18 protein-coding genes are annotated in these 23,140 nt (G+C 74.1%); 14 read left to right on the top strand and 4 right to left on the bottom strand.

All coding sequences use genetic code 11. From position 1 onward, the window contains the following. Positions 1 to 21: 21 nt before the first annotated feature. Complete coding sequence (locus KDY119_RS15095; RefSeq protein ID WP_153022493.1) at positions 22 to 1,563, top strand: zf-HC2 domain-containing protein; 1,542 nt, start codon at positions 22 to 24, stop codon at positions 1,561 to 1,563. Between the two features lie 13 nt (positions 1,564 to 1,576). On the opposite strand, the gene KDY119_RS15090 is transcribed toward KDY119_RS15095, so the two are convergent. Next, a complete protein-coding gene (locus tag KDY119_RS15090; RefSeq protein ID WP_051136287.1) occupies positions 1,577 to 1,987 on the bottom strand; it encodes a DsrE family protein in 411 nt (136 codons plus the stop codon). Between the two features lie 194 nt (positions 1,988 to 2,181). On the opposite strand from KDY119_RS15090, the gene KDY119_RS15085 reads away from it, so the two are divergent. The 11 genes from KDY119_RS15085 to KDY119_RS15035 all read left to right on the top strand — a co-directional run bounded on the left by KDY119_RS15085 (position 2,182) and on the right by KDY119_RS15035 (position 14,495). After that, a complete protein-coding gene (locus KDY119_RS15085) occupies positions 2,182 to 2,712 on the top strand; it encodes an FABP family protein (protein ID WP_036947403.1) in 531 nt (176 codons plus the stop codon). Further along, positions 2,709 to 3,923, top strand: coding sequence for a CAF17-like 4Fe-4S cluster assembly/insertion protein YgfZ (gene ygfZ, locus KDY119_RS15080; RefSeq protein WP_153022492.1), 1,215 nt, complete (start codon positions 2,709 to 2,711; stop codon positions 3,921 to 3,923). Before KDY119_RS15085 ends, ygfZ begins: the two co-directional genes overlap by 4 nt. A 10-nt stretch (positions 3,924 to 3,933) precedes the next feature. Then, positions 3,934 to 5,115, top strand: coding sequence for an FUSC family protein (locus KDY119_RS15075; protein ID WP_083890644.1), 1,182 nt, complete (start codon positions 3,934 to 3,936; stop codon positions 5,113 to 5,115). Between the two features lie 182 nt (positions 5,116 to 5,297). Continuing rightward, positions 5,298 to 5,555 (top strand): type II toxin-antitoxin system Phd/YefM family antitoxin, encoded by a 258-nt coding sequence (locus KDY119_RS15070; protein ID WP_051136286.1) that lies wholly within the window; start codon positions 5,298 to 5,300, stop codon positions 5,553 to 5,555. A 19-nt stretch (positions 5,556 to 5,574) separates the two neighbouring features. Next, entirely contained in the window at positions 5,575 to 6,057 is a 483-nt protein-coding gene (locus KDY119_RS15065) for a type II toxin-antitoxin system VapC family toxin (protein WP_083890643.1), read from the top strand. Between the two features lie 49 nt (positions 6,058 to 6,106). Further along, entirely contained in the window at positions 6,107 to 6,430 is a 324-nt protein-coding gene (locus KDY119_RS15060; RefSeq protein ID WP_036947401.1) for a DUF2516 family protein, read from the top strand. Positions 6,431 to 6,456: 26 nt separating this feature from the next. Continuing rightward, positions 6,457 to 7,464, top strand: a complete 1,008-nt coding sequence (locus KDY119_RS15055; protein WP_036948631.1) for an asparaginase — start codon at positions 6,457 to 6,459, stop codon at positions 7,462 to 7,464. Then, entirely contained in the window at positions 7,461 to 7,886 is a 426-nt protein-coding gene (dtd, locus tag KDY119_RS15050; RefSeq protein ID WP_036947399.1) for a D-aminoacyl-tRNA deacylase, read from the top strand. The genes KDY119_RS15055 and dtd overlap by 4 nt, the downstream gene beginning before the upstream one ends. Before the next feature lie 159 nt (positions 7,887 to 8,045). Then, positions 8,046 to 11,105 (top strand): helix-turn-helix transcriptional regulator, encoded by a 3,060-nt coding sequence (locus tag KDY119_RS15045; RefSeq protein ID WP_153022491.1) that lies wholly within the window; start codon positions 8,046 to 8,048, stop codon positions 11,103 to 11,105. A 136-nt stretch (positions 11,106 to 11,241) separates the two neighbouring features. Beyond that, entirely contained in the window at positions 11,242 to 13,893 is a 2,652-nt protein-coding gene (locus KDY119_RS15040; RefSeq protein ID WP_322619620.1) for a glycosyl hydrolase family 18 protein, read from the top strand. Further along, complete coding sequence (locus tag KDY119_RS15035; protein WP_148284025.1) at positions 13,869 to 14,495, top strand: hypothetical protein; 627 nt, start codon at positions 13,869 to 13,871, stop codon at positions 14,493 to 14,495. The genes KDY119_RS15040 and KDY119_RS15035 overlap by 25 nt, the downstream gene beginning before the upstream one ends. Before the next feature lie 235 nt (positions 14,496 to 14,730). Here the strand turns inward: KDY119_RS15035 and KDY119_RS15030 are convergent, their stop codons facing one another. The 3 genes from KDY119_RS15030 to KDY119_RS15020 form a co-directional block, all read right to left on the bottom strand. Further along, complete coding sequence (locus tag KDY119_RS15030) at positions 14,731 to 15,540, bottom strand: hypothetical protein (protein WP_148284024.1); 810 nt, start codon at positions 15,538 to 15,540, stop codon at positions 14,731 to 14,733. 238 nt (positions 15,541 to 15,778) lie between these two features. Next, complete coding sequence (locus KDY119_RS15025) at positions 15,779 to 17,650, bottom strand: DUF4012 domain-containing protein (protein WP_051136284.1); 1,872 nt, start codon at positions 17,648 to 17,650, stop codon at positions 15,779 to 15,781. Positions 17,651 to 17,716: 66 nt separating this feature from the next. Further along, positions 17,717 to 18,682, bottom strand: a complete 966-nt coding sequence (locus tag KDY119_RS15020; protein WP_036947388.1) for a universal stress protein — start codon at positions 18,680 to 18,682, stop codon at positions 17,717 to 17,719. 242 nt (positions 18,683 to 18,924) lie between these two features. Here KDY119_RS15020 and KDY119_RS15015 point away from each other — a divergent pair, with 242 nt between their 5' ends. Together KDY119_RS15015 and KDY119_RS15010 are read left to right on the top strand one after the other, a co-directional pair. Beyond that, a complete protein-coding gene (locus tag KDY119_RS15015) occupies positions 18,925 to 21,492 on the top strand; it encodes an ATP-dependent Clp protease ATP-binding subunit (protein ID WP_036947386.1) in 2,568 nt (855 codons plus the stop codon). Positions 21,493 to 21,849: 357 nt separating this feature from the next. Further along, entirely contained in the window at positions 21,850 to 23,139 is a 1,290-nt protein-coding gene (locus tag KDY119_RS15010; RefSeq protein WP_153022490.1) for a sugar ABC transporter substrate-binding protein, read from the top strand. The last annotated feature ends 1 nt before the right edge of the window (position 23,140 follow it).

The raw sequence follows: 23,140 nt of genomic DNA, 5'->3' as shown, positions 1-23,140 counted from the left end.
GCCGAGGGACGGAGGACCGGCGTGGAGGACACGAGCGACTGGGCGCAGCACCGCCCTCGCGTCGTCGCAGCCGTGGCGTCGGCCGTCCGGGGTGTCGACCCCGAGGAGGCGGCGAGCCGGGCGCTCGTCAAGATGCTCCGGCTGGCCGACGACGGCGTCACGTTCGACGCCCCGCTCGCCTACTGGCGCCGGGCCGCCGTCAACGAGGGGTACTCGCTGGCCCGTGAGGCGTCGCGTGCGCGACCCGTCGAGGACGAGGTGCTGACCGAGCTCGCCCCGGCCGTGCCCGACGTCGCCGCCCTCGAGACCGAGCGTCAGGCGGACGTCGACATGCTGCGCCGCGCGCTCGACGGGCTGACGGGTGCGGACCGTGACCTCCTGTGGAGCCGCCACGTCGACGAGAGGTCGGTCACGGCCATCGCCGAGGAGCTGGACGTCCGGCCGCACGCGGTCACGGTGCGGCTGCGCCGCGCGGAGGAGCGACTGGCGGAGGGCTTCGCCGCGGCGCACGCGGCGCTCACCGACGAGGCCGGGTGCCGCGCGGCGCGGGCCGGGATGCACGGGTATCTCAAGGGGCGGCTCAGCGCCCGGCGTCGGCGGGAGCTGGAGCAGCACGTCGACGGCTGCGCCGCGTGCACGCGCGCGTTCATCGACGTCCGGGAGGTCTCGTGGGGGCTCAAGGCGATCGCACCGTGGCTCGGGGCGGGCGCGCTCAAGGGTGCCGCGGCGCTCGCGGGCACGGCCGGCGGGACGGCTGCGGTCGGCGGCTCACGGTGGGGTCGCGCGACCACGACGGTCGCCGTGGCGGGCGGGGTGCTCGTCGTCGCCGCCGGTCTTGCGAGCGCGATGGTGCTCCGGCCCGACGGCGACCCGGGGCCGGCGTCGTCGACCGCCACCACCGTGGTCGACGCGGCGGGCGGGGACCGCTTCGGTGCGGCCGGGAGCGCACCCGACGAGCCGGGCTCCCTGCCCGCGGCGAGCCCGACGTCGTCCGCCACGGCCCCGGGCTCCGTCCCGTCGGAGGGCCCGAGCGACACGGCGCCCGACGAGGGGCTCGTCCCCGGGTCGACTGCGGCGAGCCGGGGCGACGACTCCGGGCGGGCGAGCTCCGCGAGCGACCCGGAGCCTTCGCGGCGCCCGACAGGGACCTCCACGCCGACGAGCCACCCGACGACGCCGACAACCACGACGCCGGCGACCACGAGGCCGACGGCCCCGGCGTCGTCGCCCACCGCCCCCGCCGGGCCGGGGAGCACGTCCGGCCCCACGGCCCCGGCTCCGACACCGACCCCGACGCCCGATCCGACGCCTTCCGCGGAGCCCACGGCCCAGTCCTTCACGACGAGGCTCCCGGTCCACGACCTGAGCTTCGCCCTCTACCGGGTCGCAGCGAGCGACGGGGTGACGATCACGGGCGTCCGAGGCTCCGGCTCGGCCGCGTCGGTGCTGCCCTGGGTGCACGGCCGCTGGTACGTGCAGGTCTGGTGGGCTGGCAGCGCGGACGTCGTCACCGTGACGTTCACGGGCCCGGCGGGCTCGACCGTGTGGCTGCGTCCGGCCTGAGCGGACCGGCGTCTCAGTAGACGAGCGCCTGGGCGCCGGGCGCCAGGGCCTCCTCCACGAACACGGGGGCGCCGGCGATCCGCACGCCCGCCAGGACGTCGTCGGGCGTGATCCCGCGCCGCGCCGCGCACTGCGTGCACACGGTGACGGTCCCCGCGGCGAGGACGGCGTCGAGCAGGTCGGGGAGCGGCGCGGCGTGCTCGAGGGCGAGCTCAGCCGCGCGCCCGGGCACCCCGAACCACGCGGCCTCGCCCGTGAGCCACAGGCTCACCGGCACGCCGGCGGCGACGGCGGCCGCGGCGACGGTGAACGCCTGGTTCGCGGCCTCGGGGCGGTCGGTGCCGCTCGTGGTCTTCACGACGAGCGTGCGGGCTGGTGCCGCGGTCGGGGCCGGGGCGGGGCTGGTCGTCGGTGTGGTCGTCACGGGTCGAGCGTATGAGACCGACGCCACGCGCCGGGCCCTCCACGCACCCCGGGAGGGGCACGCGGCCGACGTAGGATCGGGCCATGACCGGTACCGAGATCTTCTTCGTCACGCTGCTCGGGGTGACGACCGTCGCCATCGTCTGGTTCGCCTGCTACGCGGTGTACCGCCTGTTCGAGGGCCAGCGCTGACCCATGCCGTTCGCGTTCCCGGAGGGGCTCGCGCCCGAGGTGTACCCGCTGGCCTGGCTGGTGGGGAGGTGGCGCGGTGAGGGCGTGATCTCCTACCCGGGGATCGACGAGGCCGCGTTCGTCCAGGACGTCGTGTTCGACCACGACGGCGGCCCCTACCTGCGCTACGAGTCCACGATCCGGCTCGCGGAGCCGGCGTCGGACGAGCTGCCCGTGTGGCAGACCGAGACGGGCTACTGGCGGGTGTCGCCCGACCGCCCCGAGGGGCTGTCCGAGTCGCAGCAGGCGCTCGAGGTCATGCTCGCCGACCCGGCGGGCTGGCTGACCCTCTACGTCGGTGCCGTGGGCGACGGACGCGTCGACCTGGTGCACGACCTCCTCGCCCGGACGGCGTCGTCCGCGGAGGTGACGGCCGCGAAGCGCCTGTACGGGCTGGTGGAGGGCGACCTCATGTGGGTCTGGGAGCTCGCGGCGTTCGGCAACCCGCTGCAGAGCTACGCGTCCGCGCGTCTCGAGCGCCAGGAGGAGTCGTGACCGACGCCGTCGGGGCGCCGGCCTACCGCAGCCCGCTGCTCGCGCGCCACGGCGCGGTCGAGGCGAGCGGGCCGGACGCGGGCGTCGCCTGGCACTACGGTGACCCGACGGCCGAGCAGCGCGCGCTCGGTCGCGGCGGCGCGGTGGCCGACCTCTCGCACACGGGCGTCGTCCGGGTGGCCGGCCCCGATCGTCTGAGCTGGCTGCACTCCATCACGTCGCAGGACCTGCTGGGCCTCGCGCCGCGCACGTCGACCGAGCTGCTCGTGCTCGACCCGCACGGGCACGTCGAGCACGCGGCGGGCGTCGTCGACGACGGCGAGGCGACCTGGCTGCTCACCGAGGGCTCGCACGCCCCGGCGCTCGCGGCGTGGCTGGACCGCATGAAGTTCATGCTCCGCGTCGAGATCACGGACGCGACCGCGGAGTACGCCGTGCTCGGCGAGCCCGTCGACGCCGAGGGCGGCGAGGGTGAGCCGGTGACCTGGCGCGACCCCTGGCCGACGACGGCGCCCGGCGGCACCCGCTACGGCCCGCCCGACGACGAGCACCCGGGCAGCGAGCGGGACTGGCGCCTCGTGCTCGTGCCCCGCGCCGACCTCGTGCGCGAGGTCGAGCTGCGCGAGGCCGCGGGCTGGCGGCTCGTCGGCACCTGGGCGACCGAGGCGTCGCGCGTCGCCGCCTGGCGCCCGCGCCTGGCCACCGAGGTCGACGACCGCACCATCCCGCACGAGCTCGACTGGCTCCGCACCGCCGTCCACCTGCACAAGGGCTGCTACCGCGGCCAGGAGACCGTCGCGCGCGTGCACAACCTCGGCCGCCCCCCGCGCCGGCTGGCGTTCGCGCACCTCGACGGGTCGGGCCACACCGTGCCCGAGGCCGGCGCCGCCGTCCGCGCGGGCGGCCCCGACGCCGACCCGCAGTCGCGACCCGTCGGCCGCGTGACGAGCGTCGTCCGGCACCACGAGCTCGGCCCGGTGGCGCTCGCCGTGCTCAAGCGGTCGGCGCCGTCGGGCGAGCTGATCGTCGACGGGCTGGCGTCCGGCGACCCCGCGGGCGGCGTGATCGCCGCGGGGCAGGAGGAGATCGTCCCCGGTGACGGGGTGAGCGTGGACCGGCCGGAGGCCCGCGGACCGCTGACCCGCGGGCTGGGCGGCACCTCCGGCGTCGGGTCGCCCGGCTTCGGTGGCGCACTCGGCTCGGGCGCCTGACGCTGGCCCCATGCCCGACGAGGAGGACGTGCGGACCGGAGCGCCGGGCCACGCACATGCAGGCCCGCACGACGGCGTGACCCAGGCGCGCGTCGTCGCTGCCGACACCTGGCGCAGGCTGCGGATCCTCACCGGACGCGCGCGCGCCCGGCAGGGCGTCGCGCGCGTGCGGACGTCGTTCGTCCCGATCGTGGTCTCCGCGGTCGCCGCCGGCGTCGCGTACTTCGTCGCGCACGACCTGTTCGACCACCCGTTCCCGTTCTTCGCTCCCGTCGCCGCGTGGGTCTGCCTGGGCTTCGCGCCCGACCGGCAGATCCGCCGCGTCCTCGAGCTCGCGATCGGCGTCGCGCTGGGCGTCGGGATCGGCGACGCGATCGTGCACGTCATCGGCTCGGGCGCCTGGCAGGTCGCCGTCGTGCTCGTCGTCTCCGCGCTGGTCGCGCGGTTCATCGACGCCGGCGTCCTGCTCACGACGCAGGCCGGGGTCCAGGCCGTCGTGATCGTGCTGCTGCCGCCGTCCAGCACGGGCGGCCCGGGGGCGCGGTTCGTGGACGCTCTGGTGGGCGGCGCGCTGGCCCTGCTGATCGCGGTGCTGTGGCCGCGCGACCCGCGGCGACGGCTCGCGCTGCTGGGCCGTGAGGCGCTGAACGCGCTCGCGGAGACCCTCACGATGCTCGCCGAGGGTCTCGCGCACGGGCGCGCCGACGAGGCGCGGGCCGCTCTCGCCCGGGGACGGGCGGCCGAGCCCGCGCTGGAGATCTGGCAGACCTCGGCGTCGGACGCACGCGAGCTGGCCCGCGTGAACTCCCAGGGGCGTCGGCACCTCGCCGCGATCGACGGGTCCGTGGACCAGGCCGTGCTGACCGACCGGGTGATGCGGACCGTGCGGGTGCTCGCGCGACGCACCGCCGCGACGACGGGCGAGCACGACACCACCGGCCTCGCCGACGTCGTGTCCCGGTTCGCGGTCGCCGTCCGCGACCTGTCCGCCGCCGTCGGCGAGGGGCGCGACCCGGCACGGGCACGCGAGGGGCTGCGGGCGGCAGCCGCCCTCGTCGACCCGCGGGAGCTCGCGCCCGACGACTGGGAGGTCGCGTCGCTCGCGCTGCTCGTGCGCTCGGCGCTCGTCGACGCGCTCGAGGCGGCCGGCGAGGACCCGGGCGCGGCGCGCGACGCGTTGCCCACGCTCTGAGCACGCCCACGACCTGTCAGGCACCCGCCCAGGTCGACCGCCGAGAGCGCCTGACAAGCCGCCCGGGAGGGGCGCCTGTCAGACGTTGGCGGCCGGGGGGAGCCGCGAACGCCTGACAGGTCTGGAACTGAACCGGGGCGTCGCTGTACACCTGAGCCACCGCGGGGTGTACGGTCCGGTCCATGGAGGTCTCCGTGAGCGCGCTCCGCGCCGAGCTCAAGACCTGGCTGGACCACGCGAGGGCGGGCGAGGAGGTCGTCATCACCGACCGGGGCGTGCCCGTCGCGCGCCTGTCGGGCATCGACGGCGCCGACCTCGTCGGCGGGCTCCTGCGCGACGGCCTCCTCACTGCGCCCGCCGAGGAGCGCCCGAACGTCGCCGCGCCCGCGGCCCGCGGCCAGAACGCGGTGTCGGGCCTCGTGCGCCGGCTGCGCCGATGAGGAAGCCGGTGAGGCCCGCGTGACGACCGCCTACCTCGACACGAGCGCACTCGTCCGGCTCGTGCGCCGCGAGCCCGGCAGCGAGCTCGCGGCCGCGCTGTGGAACCGCGCTCCGATCGTCGCCACCAGCCGCACGAGCGACGTCGAGCTCAGGGCCGTCCTCGCGGCCGGCGCACGGCGCGGACTCCTGGACGAGGACGAGCACGCCGCTGCCCTCGAGGCGTGGGCCCACCTGTGGCCCGCGCTGTACGTGGTCGAGACCACGCCGGCCGTCACCGACCGTGCCGCAGAGCTCGTGGCCGCGCACCCCCTGCGGGGCGGCGACGCCGTGCACCTCGCGTCCGCGCTCCTGCTCGCGCCCGACGTCGTCGTCGCCGTCTGGGACGAGCACGTCGCCGCCGCCGCCGAGGCCGAGGGGTTGGTGGTCCTGCCCGGCCCGTACACGGTCCGCGAGCGGCACGCACCGAGGCCGTCGGTGCGCCGCGCGTCGGCAGGCTCCTGACGGGAGCGGCGGCGTGCCGCGCGTCGGCGACGTCCCCTAGGCTCGGAGGGTGTTCAGCACCAGCCAGAGCGTCGTGCTCCTGCTCCTCGTCCTCGCGTCGTTCCTCGTGCAGGTCTTCGCGCTGATCGACGCCGGGATCCGCCCCGCGCACGCCTACCTCGCGGAGAACAAGCTCAAGAAGCCGATCTGGCTGCTCATCCTGCTCGTCGCGGCGCTGCTCACGTACGCCCTGGGCGGGACCTTCTACTCCCTGCTCCTCGTCACGCCCGCGCTCGTCTACCTGGCGGACGTGCGGCCCAGGCTGCAGCCGTACTCGCGCCGCAAGGGCGGCGGTGGCTCCGGGCCGAGGCGCCCGTCGTCGGGCGGGTGGTGATCGCGATGCCGGCCGAGGCGCGAACCATGTCCACCTCGCCCGCGGCGCCCCTCGCGGAGGTCGTCCGCGGAGACCTCGTCGAGTCGGTCCACACCGGCCACCTGGTCGCGCTCGACGCGTCCGGCCGCGTGGTGCTCGCGGCCGGCGACCCCGCAGTGACGTTCTGGCCGCGGTCGTCGCTCAAGCCCGTGCAGGCGCTCGCGATGGTGCGCGCGGGCCTCGACGTGCCCGACCGCCTGCTCGCGCTCGCGTGCGCGAGCCACGCCGGCGACGCGGTGCACCGCGACGGCGTGCACGAGCTGCTCGGCCTGGCCGGGCTCGACGAGACGGCGCTGCGCAACACCCCGGCGCTCCCGCTCGACCCGGCGGTCGCGCTCGAGTGGGAGCTCGCGGGGCACGGCCCGACGCGGCTGACCCAGAACTGCTCCGGCAAGCACGCCGCGATGCTCGTGACGTGCCGCGTCAACGGGTGGGACCTCGCCTCGTACCTCGACCCCGACCACCCTCTGCAGCGGGCGGTGGCCGCGACCGTCCGGGAGCTCACGGCGCCCGACGCCTCCGGTGGTGCCGACGAGGAGCCCGGGGCCGCGCACGTGACGGTCGACGGCTGCGGCGCCCCGCTCTTCTCGACGTCGGTCGCCGGTCTCGCGCGGGCGTTCGCGCGGCTCGGCGGGTCCGCGCAGCACGACCCGCTGTCGGCCGAGGCGCGGGTCGCGCGGGCCATGAGCCAGCACCCGCACATGGTCTCGGGGACCGGCCGCGACGCGACCGTCCTCATGCAGGCCGTCGACGGCCTGATCGCGAAGGACGGCGCGGACGGCGTCCTCGCGCTCGCCGCCTCGGACGGCCGTGCGCTCGCGTTCAAGGTCGCCGACGGCGCGAAACGGCCCGTGCACGCGGTCGTCGACGCCGCGCTCCGGTCCCTGGGTGTCGTGGCCGCCGACGCCGGCCCGCTCCTCCCGCCGTTCCCCGTCGAGGGGGGCGGGGCGAGCGTGGGCGAGGTGCGCGCCGTCGTCGGCGGGGCGGACGTGTGAGGGCGGTCGTCCAGCGGGTCACGCGCGCGAGCGTGACGGTCGAGGGGGAGACCGTCGGCGCGATCGACGAGCCCGGCCTGCTGGTGCTCGTCGGCGTGACCCACGACGACACGCGCGAGCAGGCGGCGACGCTGGCGCGCAAGGTCGCGGGCCTGCGGATCCTCCGGGACGAGCTGTCGGCCGCCGACGCGGGCGCGCCCATGCTCGTGGTCAGCCAGTTCACGCTCTACGGAGACACGCGCAAGGGGCGGCGCCCCTCGTGGGTGGCGGCCGCGCCGGGACCGGTCGCGGAGCCTCTCGTGGACGCGGTCGTCGCAGACCTGCGGGCCGCGGGCGTGCGCGTCGAGACGGGCCGGTTCGGCGCGATGATGCGGGTCGAGCTCGTGAACGACGGCCCGTTCACCCTCGTCCTCGACGTCTGACGTCGAGCCCCCGGCCGTCGGGGCGGTGCGCGTCCGAGACGCGCGGTTGACACCCAGGAAACTCCCCGGAGACGTCGCTCTGGTCGAATGCAATTCGAAGCGCGGCTAACATTCGAATCACGTCTGACCGATGCCGCTCAGAATCAGGAGGGTTCCCGCATGCCCACAGGGGTCCAGGACCGTCCAGGGGGACGCACGAGCACGGATGCGCCCAGGCGCCCGGGGGATGCTGCGCCGACGCTGGCTCGCGCACGGGAGCGCGAGCGCGCCCGTGCCGCCGTCGCCGACGGTCACGGGGGGATCGTCTGGCGGGCCGAGCCCGGTGGCGGCAAGACGGCGCTCCTCGACGAGATCCTCGCCGGGCTGGCTCTCGGCGACACCGACGCACCGGTCGTCGTCCGAGTCGGGCAGGGGTCCGGGCAGCGTCCGGCCGCTCTCGTGCGCGCGCTCGTCGACGCCGTCGCGCCGGCCGACGCGGCCGCGACCACCGGCAGGGTGAGCACCGCGCAGGCCGGCACGGAGCCCGACGACGACGGCCCGGAGGACGCTGCCGCGCGTCTCGCGGACTCGATCGCACCGGTGCTCGGTGGCCGGCGGCTCGTCGTCGTCGCCGACGACCTCGACCTGCTCGGCCCGGACTGCCGGGAGACGCTCGGCCAGGTCGTGCTGCGGCGCGTGCCCGGTGTCGTCGTCCTCGCGACCGCGACCCGGGTCGACACGGCGCACGGGTTCCCGCGCGCGCTGGAGGTCCGTGACCTGCCCGGACTGGGCCCGGGCGAGACCGTCGCGCTCCTGGCGTCGCACGGCGCCGTCGTCGCGCCGCACGTCGCCGCACGCCTCGCCCGCGAGCTCGCGGGCAATCCCGCGGCCCTGATCCAGACCGCCCGCCTGCTGAGCGCCGCCCAGCTCGCCGGCTGGTCAGCGCTGCCGGACCCCCTGCCCGTCGTCCCTGCGGTGCGGGACGTCGTCGGCAAGGCCGTCGACCTGCTCGATCCGTGCGACCGCCAGGTGCTGCTGGTCGCGGCCGTCGCGGCGACCCCCCGGACCGACGCGCTCCTCGCGGCGACGTGCGGCAGCACCGACGACCTCCTGCGGGGCGGTGCCGCCGCGCACCTCGACCTCGTCGCGTCCCGGTACCGGTTCGCCGACCCGCGCGTGCGCGCGCTCGTGCACGGCGAGGCTACGGTTGCGGAGCGGACCGCTGCCCACGAGGCGCTCACCCGCGCGCTCGACGGGGTCGATCCGGAGCTCGCGGCCTGGCACGCGGCCCTCGCGACGCTCGAGGGCGACGCGGACGTGGCGGGCGCGCTCGTGCGGCTCGCCCGCCGGCACCTGCACCACGGCGACGCGGGCGCGGCCTTCGAGGTGGCGCGCGAGGCGGCGTCGCACGCGGTGGACGGCACGCGGCGCCGCGCGCTCGAGCTCGCCGCTGCATCGGCGCTCGCCGCGGGCTGCGTCCAGGACGCGACCCACTGGGCCCGTGGTGCCCTGCGCGGCGCCGACCCGGACGAGACGGCGCGCGTCCTCGGGACCTTCGTCGTCGCGGTGACCATGTCCGAGGGGCAGGTGCCGCTCGACGTCGTCGACCGCGCCGTCGCCCACGTGCTCGACCGCGACCCCCGCGCGGCCGGGGGACCGCCGGTGGCCGCGTGGGCCAAGACCGCGTTGCGGACGGCCCGCGTCGCCGTGACGGCAGCGCGCCTGCTCGCGGAGCGGGGCGAGGGGCCCTGCGCGCGGCGCGTGCTCGCGCGCGCCGGCGCGATCGTCGCGCTCCTCACGGAGCAGGGCCCGCTCGACCAGGTCGCGGCCAGCGCGAGCGTGCGCGCACGGCGCGCCCTCGCGGTCGGGGCCGTGGCCGCGCAGGTCTTCGGGGTGCACGACAGGACCTCCGCGCCGGCCGCGCCCTCCCTGCCCGACGGCGCGGGTGACGCCGTCGCCCGGGCTGTCGGTGGTCTTCACGCCGGGCTGCGGGGCGATCTGACGTCCGCGTCGTCCGGGCTTGCCAACGCACTCCTCGAGCTCGCGCCGCTCGACGGCGAGGAGCCGTGGGACGACGCCGAGGCGGGCGCGTCGGCGCCGTTCGCGGAGGCGCACCTGTGGGTCGCGAAGGCCCTCGTCGACACCTGGGCAGGCGATCTGCGCGCGGCCCGGGCCGAGCTCGAGCACGCGGTCTACCGCGTGCCCGTGGGGTTGCCGTTCGCCGGTCTGGGGGCGGTGCTCGCGTGCCGCCTCGACCTGGCAGCGACCGGCACGACGAGCCCCGTCGGAGCCGCCCTGACGGCGACCGTGCCGGGCCCGCAGAGCCGACCCGTGCGGCACGGTGCGCTCGCGGGACGGGCCCTCGCGGCCGTGCTCGAGCGCCGGTACGACGAGGCCGCGACCCTCGTCGAGCTCGCCGAGCAGCGCGAGCGCGCGGTCGACGCGCGCCCCCTGCCGCTGCCGGTGGTCGACGAGGTGTGCGCGTGGGAGCGGGCCGGTCGGCGTGCTGAGGCGCTCGCAGCGCGCGACCGGCTGCGGGAGCGGACGGCCGGTCTTCCGGCCGACCTGCGCGACGCGGCGATCGTGCGCGCCGACGTGCTCGTCGCGTCCCCGGAGCGGCTGGCCGCCGCGGTCGAGGCGGCGGTCGAGGTGTCGCGACGGCTCGCGTCGCCGTACGAGCGGGCGCGCACCGAGCTCGCGATCGGGCGGGCGCTCGCCCGCACGACCGACGTCTACGACGCGACGAGCCACCTGTTCTCGGCCGTCGAGCTCTTCCGCACGGCGGGGGCGACGGCGTGGGAGCGGGTCGCCGCCGACGACCTCCGGGCGATGGACGAGGGAGACCCGCACGCGTCCGCACCGCCCGTGACCGGCCCGGAGCCGGCGGTGCCCGTTCCGGCCGGCGCGCTGGGCCCGACCGGACCCGGCGGAATGGTGCCGGGTGCCGCGGGCGGAGGGACGCCGTCGGGCGGGACGGACCGTCTGGGCGTGGCACGTGAGCCGGGCGGCACGGCCGCGGTGGACGCCCTGCGCGCCGGGTTGCACGAACGCTGGGGCGACGTCCTCACGGAGCGTGAGCTCGACGTGGCGTTGCTGGTCGTCGACGGAGCCTCCAACAAGGAGGTCGCCGAGTGCCTGTTCGTCTCCGTGCGGACCGTCGAGGTGCACCTCGGTCGGGTGTTCCGCAAGCTGGGCGTCCGCTCGCGTGTCGAGCTGACGGTGGTCGCGCACCGCGGCTGAGACGGCTCGGTCTACGGGGAACCACGTAGGCCGATGCTCGGGCCGCGGCGGGAATGTGGGAACTCCGGATATCGGAAGGTTTCCTGCCAAATTACGTTCGTGAGGTCCGACCTCACTCAGCGTGGAGCACCAGATCATGAAACTTCCCTCCTTCCGGCCCTCACGCCGCGCCGTCGCGGCCGTGACCGCCGTGATGACCCTCACGGGCCTCGGCGGCTGGGGGGCGGCGGCCGCGACCGCAGCCCCCCGGGTCGCGGCGGCCACCGGCGTCGCGTGCGCACCCGCGTGGAGCGCCGCCACGGTCTACACCGGCGGCAGCAGCGCCTCCTACCAGGGCGTCAACTACACCGCGAAGTGGTGGACGCAGGGCGAGACGCCCGGTGCGTCGTCGTACGGGGCCTGGAGCGCGGCCGGTGCGTGCGGCACGAGCACGCCGACCGCGACGGCCACGCCGACCGCGACGGCCACGCCGACCGCGACGGCTACGCCGACCGCGACGGCCACGCCGACTCAGACGGCCACGCCCACCCAGACGGCGACCCCGACGCAGACCCCGACCGGCGGGACCACCACCCCGGCAGGGAACCCCGACGAGCAGTGCCGCCCCGACGGCCTCTACGAGACGCCCGGCGTCGACGTCCCCTACTGCGACGCCTACGACACCGCCGGCCGCGAGAAGCTGCCGAACGGCCTCGCACGCCGCGTCATCGGCTACTACACGTCGTGGCGCACGGGCGCCGACGGGACGCCGTCGTACCTGCCGGGCAACATCCCGTGGGACGACGTCAGCCACATCAACTACGCGTTCGCGCACATCGACGGCAACGGCAAGGTGTCGGTGAACCAGGACGCCAAGGGCAACCCGGCCACCGACGCGACGTTCGTGGGCACGACCATGAACGCCTCGCTGCCGTACAAGGGCGAGCTCAACCTCCTCAACACCGCGAAGGCCGCGCACCCGGGCGTCAAGACGCTCGTGTCCGTGGGCGGCTGGGCCGAGACCGGCGGCTACTTCGACGCCGACGGCACGCGGGTCGCGTCGGGCGGCTTCTACGCGATGACGCAGTCGCAGGCGAAGATCGACGCGTTCGCCGACTCGGCCGTGACGTTCATCCGGCAGTACGGGTTCAACGGAGTCGACATCGACTACGAGTACCCGACGAGCAACAGCAACGCGGGCAACCCGCTCGACTTCTCTACCTCGAACGCCCAGCGCGGCGTCCTGTGGAAGAACTACCTCGCGCTCATGAAGACGCTGCGCCAGAAGCTCGACGCGGCGAGCGCCGCCGACGGGACGTACTACGAGCTGACGGCGGCCGTGCCGGCGTCGGGCTGGCTGCTGCGCGGCGAAGAGGTCTCGCAGATGGTCCAGTACCTCGACTTCCTCAACATGATGAGCTACGACCTGCACGGGGCGTGGAACGACAAGGTGGGCGGCAACGCCCCCCTGTTCGACGACGGCCAGGACGCCGAGCTCGCGGGCGCGGGCGTGTACACGGCGTACAAGGGCATCGGCTACCTCAACGGCGACTGGGCGTACCACTACTTCCGCGGCGCCATGCAGGCCGGTCGCATCAACCTCGGCGTGCCGTTCTACACGCGCGGCTGGAAGGACGTGACGGGCGGCACCGACGGCCTGCACGGCAAGGCCGCGCTGCCGGACCAGACGAAGTGCCCCGCCGGCACCGGACCGTCCGCGGGCGGCACCACGCCGTGCGGCAACGGCGCGGACGGCATCGACAACCTCTGGCACGACACCAACGCGTCGGGCAACCAGGAGGCGGCCGGGTCCAACCCGATCTGGCACGTCCTCAACCTCGCGAAGGGCGTCGTCGGCGACTACACGGCGTCTTACGGCAGCCCGACGACGCTCACGGGCACCTACGAGCACCACTTCGACGACGTGTCCAAGACCGAGTGGTGGTGGAACCCCACGACCAAGGTGTTCCTGTCGGGCGACGCCGACGACGCGATCGACGCCAAGACGAAGTACGTCGCCGACAACGGCCTCGGCGGCATCATGATCTGGGAGCTCGCGGGCGACTACGCCTACGACTCCGCGAAGGGCCAGTACGGGATGGGCCACACGCTCGTGAGCAAGATCCACGACGCGTTCACCAAGGCCACGCCGTACGGCGCGTCGAAGGCCGACGTGACGATGCCGACGCAGGCGCTCGACCTCGACGTCGCGTACTCGGACTTCGCGCTCGGCGACAACAACTACCCGATCAACCCGAAGGTCACGTTCACCAACAACGGCTCGACGGCGATCCCCGCCGGTTCGACCATCACGTTCGACTACGCCTCGAGCGACACGGGCGCGATGAGCGAGCAGAACGGGTGGGGCCTCACCCAGACCGGGAACACGAAGCCCGCGAACAACGTGGGCGGCCTGCCGTTCGACTTCTACACCGCCACGATCAAGGTGCCGTCCGGGGGCATCCCGGCCGGTGGGTCCGCGTACACGAAGCTGTCCTGGCAGCTCCCGATCGCGCAGCTGTCGAACCTGCGGGTCACCGTGAACGGCACGACCTACGCCACCACGTACGACCATCCGCGCGGCGTGACCGTCGTCGACGTGGCCTCCGGGTCCGGCTCGACCGGCGGCACCGGGGGTACGGGTGGCACCGGCACGTGCACCGCACCCGCGTGGGACGCGACCGCCGTCTACACGGGCGGTCAGAAGGTCAGCTACGGCGGCCACACGTGGTCCGCGAAGTGGTGGACGCAGGGCAACCAGCCGAGCGCCGCGGACGCGAGCCCGTGGACCGACCAGGGCGCGTGCTGATGCGGGCCCGCGGGCTGGGCGCCGCGATCCTCGCGGCGGGCGCGGTCCTCACCCTGGCCGGGTGCTCGTTCATCAGCGGCGGTGACGCCAAGGGCAGCACGGGTGGCGACGGCGCCGCGAGCACCGCCTCCGTGGCGTCGGACGCGCCGAAGGACTCGGCACGGCCCGTGGGGCCGCTCCTCGTCACCGCGGCCGACTACTGGGTCGTGGACAAGACGAAGAACGGCGTCACCCACGTCGCGGCGGGCGGCTGCCCGACGGGCTCCGCGTGCCCTGGCTTCGACGTCGTCACCGGGAAGGCCGCGGGGTCCGACGGTGCCTACCTGCCGAAGGGCGCGACGTGCCCCGGCGGCAAGGAGCTCGCAGCGGTCCTCGTCGAGGGCGCGAAGCCCACGTCGGCGCCTGCGAAGGTGGCGGGGTCCGACGCGACCCGCACCGCCTACACGCTGTCCTGCCAGGACGACGCGGGCAAGGAGAAGTACCGGGCGACCCAGGTCCAGTGGGCGGTTCCTGACGCCCCCGGCGGCCCGGTGCTCGTCGTCGACCGATGGGCGTTCGAGGGGCTGGACGCGCGGCTGGCCGAGGCCACCTGGGCCAAGTGAGGATCCCGGTGCCCGGCCCGTCGGGCCGGGCACCGGCTCCGAGGCTGCCGGCTCGTCCCTGCCGGCACGGCGAGGGCCCCGGTCACACGGTGACCGGGGCCCTCTGCGCGACGTGGTGGGGACGTCGCGCCTTCGCGGGGCGCTCCCAGGGGGTGGAGCGGGCCCGCGGAACGCGGCGCCCCGGACGGCCCAGGGGGTGGGCCGGCGGCGCGCTCGCGGTTCGGCGCTCAGCGCGTCAGAGCGCTGCCTTGCTGCGGCGACGGCGGCCGGTCAGGACGAGCCCGCCACCGATGAGCAGGAGAGCCGCTGCGGCGCCCGCGAACGGAAGGATGTTCGCTCCGGTCTCCGCGAGCGAGGAGCCGCCGCCCGAGCCTCCGGCTGCCGACGTGCTCGTGCCCCCGGTCGCGAGGACCTTGGTCTCGGCAGGATTGGCGCAGGCCGTCGTGGCGGGCGGGTAGGTGACGACGCCAGAGACCGCGTTGACGGCCGGGAGGGCGAGCGCGGCGGTGTCGACCTTCGCGGTGCCCGTCCGGTAGACGCCGTCGCTCATGGTGGCCGAGGTCGTCGTGGCCGCGTTCCCGGCGCTGCTGTCGTGCACCGTGAACGTGACCTTCACGTCGGGGCGGACCCAGGTGTATTGCCCGCCCTCCTCCCAGGTGCCGTTCTTGAAGACCCAGCCGGGCCACGCGGTGGGCTTTCCGCCCGCTTCCTCGGCGCCGAGCCACAGGACCTTGCCCGAGACCGGCAGGTTCTTCAGCGTCTTGGAGTGCCTGCCGTCGAGCGACGTCCATGTGAGATCGACGGACTTCGCGGACGGGTCCTTCGAGACGTCGACGGCGTAGCGCAGGTACGGCACGTTCCCGTCGCACTCGGGGGACTGCACGGAGAGACCGACGCTCGACTCGGGCGTCGCGCCGTAGCCGTCGTCGGCCGGGGTGGTGGGTGAGGAGCCCGCGGCCGACGCGGCGGAGGTACCGGCGAGGGCGAGGGGCAGGGCCAGCGCGGCGGTCACTGCCCCGCGGCGCCACGTGCGGACTGACACCATGACGAACTCTTCTCGTTGGTTCACGGCGGATGGTTCACGGCGACGTGAAGCTGGACGGTACTGACGATCGCTGGCTGCGCCCCTGAGCAGCCCGCGCCTATTGCGCCCGATACTACCCACGACGCGGGCGCGCAACTGCAGGTCAGCAGGGTGAACCGGGGGTGATCTGACGAGTCGTTGCCGACTTGTTATACGGGCATCGGCGTGTCCGTCGCCCGGGGCTCCAGAACCGGGCCCTTCAGCCCGCGCACGACGCCGGATCGACGGTCGCCAGGCCGCCCGTCGTCGTCGTCGGCGTCGTCCACAGCTCGAGCGTGTCGCCGCCCGCACCGGGCGTCAGGAGAGTGACCCGCAGCGTGACCTTCTGGCCGGGGGAGAGATCGACGGTGAGCTGCGTCGCGGTCCGTCCGGCGACCTCGTTCGAGTCGCCGCCGACGGTCTGCTTGCCGCGCTCGATGATCGGCACGCCCACGCCCCGCGGTGTGTAGACGACGACGTTGGTGCGGATCACGCCGGGCTTCACGACGCCGGCGGCCTCGCCCGTCACGTAGCTCGACAGGCTCTGCTGCGCGTCCTTCGGCGCCTCGGATCGCAGCGTGACCGTGTACACGTCCTGGCGTGCCGTGCCGGTGCACTGCGACGACGTGAGCCGCGCGTCCGTGCGCAGGTAGTAGTCCATCTTCCCGGTCGTGCCGTCGTTGAGGAGCACCCCGACGGCCTGCTCGCCGCGCGGCGTCGACGTGAGGGCGCCGCTCAGCTCGGTCGGGTCGAGGAGCTTCTGCTCGTCCTCGTGCGCGGACCACACGAGGAGGCGGCGCTCGTCGGCGGACTGCGTCAGCGCGTGCTGCAGGTCCGTGGCGGGGACGTCGCCGTGCAGGAGCTTGTCGAACACCGCGCCGGCGGCGGCGGAGAAGAACGCGTCCTGGACCGTCGGGTCGTCGATCTCGGCGTAGACCTGCGACAGCAGGATGCTGACCGCGTTGTCGGAGGTGAGCTGGACGTCGGTCGTGCCGCCCGCGCCCGTCGGAGCCTTCACCGTGACCGGTCCGCTCGCCCCGAGCAGGTGCGAGAGCGCGACCGGGTCGGTCGCGACCACGCCGTCGACCGTGCCCTTGCCCTCCTTCTTCCACATCGCGGCCATCGTCCGGCCCGTGTCGGGGAAGTCGGCGAGCATCGTCGTGTCCTGCGGGAAGCGTGCGGGCTGCGTCCCGAAGACGGCGGTGTTGTCCTTGCCGAGGTCGACGACCGGCTTCGCCCACGGGCCGAGGTCCGCCGACGACGCGTTCCCCGTCACGGAGACCTTGCCGCCCTTCGCGCGCAGCACCGTGATCGAGCCGGGGATCCCGCCCGACGAGCGCAGCTCCGCGTTGTTGAGCGACAGCAGCAGGTAGGTACGGGGCCCGTCCGCGCCCAGCATGGGCGGCAGCAACGCCGTGGCGCGGTGCGCGGTCGTGACCGTCGAGCCGAGCGTGCGGACCTTGTCCTGCAGGCTTGCGATCGGGTCGCCGAGCTGGGGGCGCAGGGACGACGTGTCGATCGCGTTCAGGTCGCGCTCGACCGGGCTCAGGGCGTCCGCCGAGCTCGCGACGAGGGGTGCCGCCTGCTCGAGCGGTCCGAGGTCGATGCCCCCGTCCTTCGCCCGCAGACCCGACAGGTCCACGATCCCGGACGCCTGGACGAGCGGTGGCAGCACGTCCTGAGCGAGGTCGTCGACCGAGCGGGTGGCCGTCCGGAACGCCTTCGCGTCGGCGCCGATCCCGGGCAGCGAGCCCGCGACCGCCCAGACCGGCCCGCTCGTGCCGCGCCGCGCCTTCGCGGTCTTCTCCTGCACGCGGTCCAGCGCGCTCTGCGCCGCCTGCGTGTCGCCGCCGGTGAGCGCGTCCTCGACCGTCGGGACGTCGTCGAGCGCGGAGGTCAGGGCGTCCCGCGCCTCGAGGCCGCCCTTGACGGCGAGGGCGACGGCAACCCCGACCGCCACGACGACGACCACGATCCCGAGCGCGATCCAGCGGCCCACGTGCCGGCGCCGGGGACGCGCACGACCGTGCGCGGGCACCGCGTGCAGGTCGGCGGACGGGGTGTCGGGGACGTCGGGCGGGTCGCTCGGCATGGCCGCCACTGTAGGGCGTCCCGCTGGGACGACAAGGGTGACGCAGCGTTCGCCGACGGCGCCGCGTCAGCCCCGCACGACCGTCACCGGGCAGGGCGCGGCCTCGAGCACCTGCCGGCTGACCGACCCGAGCACGAGCCGCTCGAACCCGCCGAGCCCGCGGGCGCCGACGACGATCCGCTCGGCCCCCTCGGCGACGCCGAGCAGCCCGGGGCTGGGCGGCGCGTGCACGACCACGGGCCGGACGCGGTCCGCCGGCAGGTCGAGGTGGGCGCCGGACACGGTGTCGAGGAGCCTGGTGCGCGCCCAGGCGTCGTAGTCCTCGACCGGGGGGATCCAGCCCCACGCCTCGGGGAGTGGTGAGATCGTCGTGAGCTGCCAGCAGTACACAGGCTGGAGCACCCCGCCGAGCCGCTCGGCCGCTGCGGCGCCCTCGCGCAGCGCGCCGATCGAGAGGTCCGAGCCGTCCACACCGACGACGACGCGGGGGGCCGTGTCCTCGGGCGCCGTCGCCCCGTCTGCGTTGTCGGGTCCGGCGCCGTGGGTCTCGGGCGGCGGCACCGGCGCGCCCTCGTGCGCGACGACGGTCACGGGCACGTGCGCGTGCTGCACGACCGCGCTCGACACCGAGCCGAGCAGGAAGCGGCCGAACCGGCCGAGCCCGCTGCGCCCGACGACGACCATCTGGACGTCGAGCTCCTTGCCGAGCTCGAGCAGCACCTCGGCGGGCCAGCCGTGCACCTGTCGCGCTGTCACCCGCTCCGGGTCGCCGACGTCGTGGCCGGCCTCCCGGCTGCGCTGGACGGCGGCATCGATGAGCGACTCGACATACGTCTGCTTGGCGGCGAAGACCTCCTCGGCGTCGTCGTGGTGGATCCCGCGGGTGCCGTCGTCCCAGCTCTGCACCCACGCGTAGACCGCCACCAGCGTGGTCTCGCGCCGGGCCGCCTCGCGCAGCGCCCACTGCAGCGCGACGTCCGCCTGCGCGGACCCGTCGACCCCGACAATCAGCCCGCCCGTCTCAGCCCGCATCGGGGCTCACCCCTCGCCGTCGTCCTGTGACCGGTCGCGCGGCTCACGTCCGGCCCTCGCCGTACCTGGCCGCCCCGGTCCTCCCATGCTGTCGCAGCGGCCGCCGTCGTGCACGACGGCGCGGGCAGTCCGCCAGTGGCGAACACGGGCAGATCCGCGGCGTGTAGCCCGTTGGCCACCACTAGAGTCGAAGCGGTCAGGCCTGTAGCGCGCAGGCGCACGCCGCTCGTGAGGAGCAGCACATGTTCGAACGTTTCACCGACCGAGCCCGTCGGGTGGTCGTCCTCGCCCAGGAAGAGGCGCGGATGCTGAACCACAACTACATCGGGACCGAGCACATCCTGCTCGGCCTCATCCACGAGGGAGAGGGCGTCGCAGCCAAGGCGCTGGAGTCGCTCGACATCTCCCTCGACGGCGTGCGCGCCCAGGTCATCGAGATCATCGGGGAGGGCCAGCAGGCCCCGACGGGTCACATCCCGTTCACGCCGCGTGCCAAGAAGGTCCTCGAGCTGTCGCTGCGCGAGGCGCTGCAGCTCGGCCACAACTACATCGGCACCGAGCACATCCTGCTCGGCCTCATCCGCGAGGGTGAGGGCGTCGCCGCCCAGGTGCTCACCAAGATGGGCGCCGACCTCAACCGCGTGCGCCAGCAGGTCATCCAGCTCCTGTCCGGCTACCAGGGCAAGGAGCCCGCGACCGCCGGCGGCCCCGCCGAGGGCCAGCCGTCCGGCTCGGCCGTGCTCGACCAGTTCGGCCGCAACCTCACGCAGGGCGCTCGCGACTCCAAGCTCGACCCGGTGATCGGGCGCGAGAAGGAGATCGAACGGGTCATGCAGGTGCTGTCCCGCCGCACCAAGAACAACCCCGTCCTCATCGGCGAGCCCGGCGTCGGCAAGACGGCGATCGTCGAGGGCCTCGCCCAGGACATCGTCCGCGGTGACGTCCCGGAAACCCTCAAGGACAAGCAGCTCTACACGCTGGACCTCGGCGCGCTCGTCGCCGGCAGCCGCTACCGCGGTGACTTCGAGGAGCGCCTGAAGAAGGTCCTCAAGGAGATCCGCACGCGCGGCGACATCATCCTGTTCATCGACGAGATCCACACGCTCGTCGGTGCGGGCGCCGCGGAGGGCGCGATCGACGCCGCGAGCATCCTCAAGCCGATGCTCGCGCGCGGCGAGCTGCAGACCATCGGCGCGACGACCCTCGACGAGTACCGCAAGTACGTCGAGAAGGACCCGGCCCTGGAGCGCCGCTTCCAGCCGATCCAGGTCAACGAGCCGTCGCTGCCGCACGCCATCGAGATCCTGCGCGGGCTGCGCGACCAGTACGAGGCGCACCACCGCGTGTCCATCACGGACGGCGCGCTCGTCGCCGCGGCCACGCTCGCCGACCGGTACATCAACGACCGCTACCTGCCGGACAAGGCCATCGACCTCGTCGACGAGGCGGGCGCGCGCCTGCGCATCCGCCGCATGACGGCCCCGCCTGAGCTGCGCGAGCTGGACGAGGAGATCGCCGGGGCACGCCGCGACAAGGAGTCGGCGATCGACGAGCAGGACTTCGAGAAGGCCGCGCGCCTGCGCGACACCGAGAAGCAGCTCACGCAGCAGCGCCAGGAGAAGGAGAAGGCCTGGAAGTCGGGCGACCTCGACGTGATCGCCGAGGTCGACGAGGAGCTCATCGCCGAGGTGCTGGCCATGTCGACGGGCATCCCCGTCGTCCGGCTCACCGAGGAGGAGTCCAGCCGGCTGCTCCACATGGAGGACGAGCTGCACAAGCGGATCGTCGGCCAGGACATCGCCATCAAGGCGCTGTCGCAGGCCATCCGCCGCACGCGGGCCGGGCTCAAGGACCCCAAGCGCCCGGGCGGGTCGTTCATCTTCGCCGGCCCCACCGGCGTCGGGAAGACCGAGCTCGCCAAGGCGCTCGCCGAGTTCCTGTTCGGGGACGAGGACGCGCTCATCCAGCTCGACATGTCCGAGTTCTCGGAGAAGCACACGGTCTCGCGGCTGTTCGGCTCGCCCCCCGGCTACGTCGGCTACGACGAGGGCGGGCAGCTCACCGAGAAGGTGCGGCGCAAGCCGTTCTCGGTCGTGCTGTTCGACGAGGTCGAGAAGGCGCACCCGGACATCTTCAACTCGCTCCTGCAGATCCTCGAGGACGGTCGCCTGACCGACTCGCAGGGCCGCGTGGTCGACTTCAAGAACACCGTGATCATCATGACCACGAACCTCGGCACGCGTGACATCGCCAAGGGCGTCCAGACCGGCTTCAACACCGGCAACGACACCACGACGAGCTACGAGCGCATGAAGGCGAAGGTCAACGAGGAGCTCAAGACGCACTTCCGTCCCGAGTTCCTGAACCGTGTCGACGACACGATCGTGTTCCCCCAGCTCACGCAGGCCGAGATCGTCGCGATCGTCGACCTCGAGGTCGCGAAGCTCGACCGTCGTCTGCACGACAAGGACATGGCCATCGAGCTCTCGCCGGCGGCCAAGACGCTCCTTGCCGAGAAGGGCTACGACCCGGTGCTCGGTGCGCGTCCGCTGCGTCGTGCGATCCAGCGGGACATCGAGGACGCCCTGTCCGAGAAGATCCTGTTCGGCGAGCTCACGTCGGGCCAGGTCGTCCTGGTCGACGCGGTCGGCGAGGGGATCCTCGGGGAGTTCACGTTCCGCGGGGTCCCGAAGTCGGAGCACGACCGGGGTCCGGTGTCGGTGGGTGCGAGCGCTGCGCTCGACGCACCGACCGGCATCCACCCGCGCGACCTGCCGCCCACGGGCACGCTGAGCGCGACCGCGGACTGATGCGCCGTCGTCGGGCCCGGGCCTGACGGACGCCACGAGCGAAGGCCCCGGTCCCGCCTCTTCGGAGGTGGGGCCGGGGCCTCTCGCATGCCCCGCCCCCGCGATGTCAGGCGCTCGCGGAGGTGGGGAGCGGCATCCGCCTGACGGGTCCTGGTGTGACCGGCGCGTCAGGCGCTGGAGGCCCTCTGCTCCCGCGAGCGCCTGACAGGCCGGTCGCGGAGATGACGCGGATGTCACGATCAGGTCACCACTACGTGAAAACTCTTTTCACGAGTACGCTCATGCGTGAGAGTTGCTACCAGACGCGGAGGGGCGTCCCAGCAACGAGGCTGACCACCACACGGACGAGGAGCTCTCATGAGGAGAACGAAGTTCTACCCGATCGCCGCCGCGGCGACGGTTCTGACGCTCACCCTGGCCGCCTGCTCCGGAGGCGGTGACGACGACTCGGGCTCGGGCAAGGGGAAGACGCTCGACGTCTGGATCATGAAGGGGACCAACCCCGACTCGGAGCCCTTCTTCGCGGACGTCGCCAAGGCGTTCAAGGAGGAGACCGGCGCGACCCTCAAGGTCGAGTACGTCGAGTGGGCCGACGCCCACGACCGGTTCGTCACCGCGATCGCGGGCGGCACGACGCCGGACGTCGCCGAGACGGGCACCACCTGGACGCCGGAGTTCGCCGACGCCGGTGCGCTCGCCCCCCTCGACGACTACGTCAAGAAGGACAACCTCGGCGACGACCTGGTCAAGGGGCTCGTCGAGGCGGGCACCTACGACGACAAGCTGTACGGCATGCCGTGGTACGCGGGCGTGCGCTCCCTCGTCTACCGCAAGGACCTGTTCGACAAGCTCGGCCTCAAGGCCCCGACCACGTGGGCCGAGCTCGAGTCCGACGCGCAGGCCATCAAGAAGGCCAACCCCAAGATGCTGGGCGTCGCGGTCCCCGGAGACGCCGAGTTCACGGTGTACCCGTGGGTCTGGGGCGCGGGCGGCCAGGTCGCCACGCAGTCCGGCGGCCAGTGGACGTCGGGTCTCGACAGCGCCGAGGCGCGCAAGGGCATCTCGTTCTGGACCGGCCTCGCGACGAAGGACAAGCTCTCGTCCGCGGGCGCGACGACCTGGAAGGAGACCGACGTCCTCGACGCGTTCGCGAACGGCGACGTCGGCATGGCGGTCATGGGCTCGTGGACCCCGGCGGCCATCACGGAGAAGAACCCCGACATGAAGGGGAAGTTCGCGGCCGTGCCGATCCCGGGCGAGAACGGCGGCATCGCACCGTCCGTGCTCGGCGGCTCGCACCTGAGCATGTTCAACACGGCCAAGGACAAGGACCTGGCCTGGGACTTCATCAAGCTCATGACGACGGGCAAGTTCGCGCAGGAGTGGGCCGACGACTCGGGCTACTTCCCGGGCCAGACGTCGCTGCTCGACAAGGCCGTGAAGAGCACCGACCCGCTCGTCGCGCCGTTCGCGAAGCAGTTCGTCGACGGCGGCGCCTCCGTCCCGGTCTCGCCGAACTTCGGCGCGGTCCAGGCGAAGAAGACGACGAGCGTCATGATGCAGTCCATCCTGTCCGGCAAGTCGAGCGTCGACGACGCGACGACGGCTGCCGCGCAGGAGATGACCTCCCTGCTCAACGGGAAGTGAC

The organism is Luteimicrobium xylanilyticum, assembly GCF_009429125.1.
GTDB classification, from domain to species: Bacteria; Actinomycetota; Actinomycetes; order Actinomycetales; family Cellulomonadaceae; genus Luteimicrobium; species Luteimicrobium xylanilyticum.
Note: the sequence above shows the minus strand (reverse complement) of the source record. Positions and strands in the feature narration are given on the sequence as shown.

Bases quoted from the DNA above. Each gene is read 5' to 3' on its own strand.
- KDY119_RS15045 (WP_153022491.1), top strand. From the start codon at position 8,046: ATGCCCACAGGGGTCCAGGACCGTCCAGGGGGACGCACGAGCACGGAT.
- KDY119_RS15055 (WP_036948631.1), top strand. From the start codon at position 6,457: ATGTCCACCTCGCCCGCGGCGCCCCTCGCGGAGGTCGTCCGCGGAGAC.
- KDY119_RS15010 (WP_153022490.1), top strand. From the start codon at position 21,850: ATGAGGAGAACGAAGTTCTACCCGATCGCCGCCGCGGCGACGGTTCTG.
- KDY119_RS15025 (WP_051136284.1), bottom strand. From the start codon at position 17,650: ATGCCGAGCGACCCGCCCGACGTCCCCGACACCCCGTCCGCCGACCTG.
- KDY119_RS15030 (WP_148284024.1), bottom strand. From the start codon at position 15,540: ATGGTGTCAGTCCGCACGTGGCGCCGCGGGGCAGTGACCGCCGCGCTG.
- KDY119_RS15085 (WP_036947403.1), top strand. From the start codon at position 2,182: ATGCCGTTCGCGTTCCCGGAGGGGCTCGCGCCCGAGGTGTACCCGCTG.
- KDY119_RS15075 (WP_083890644.1), top strand. From the start codon at position 3,934: ATGCCCGACGAGGAGGACGTGCGGACCGGAGCGCCGGGCCACGCACAT.
- KDY119_RS15015 (WP_036947386.1), top strand. From the start codon at position 18,925: ATGTTCGAACGTTTCACCGACCGAGCCCGTCGGGTGGTCGTCCTCGCC.
- KDY119_RS15020 (WP_036947388.1), bottom strand. From the start codon at position 18,682: ATGCGGGCTGAGACGGGCGGGCTGATTGTCGGGGTCGACGGGTCCGCG.
- KDY119_RS15070 (WP_051136286.1), top strand. From the start codon at position 5,298: ATGGAGGTCTCCGTGAGCGCGCTCCGCGCCGAGCTCAAGACCTGGCTG.
- KDY119_RS15040 (WP_322619620.1), top strand. From the start codon at position 11,242: ATGAAACTTCCCTCCTTCCGGCCCTCACGCCGCGCCGTCGCGGCCGTG.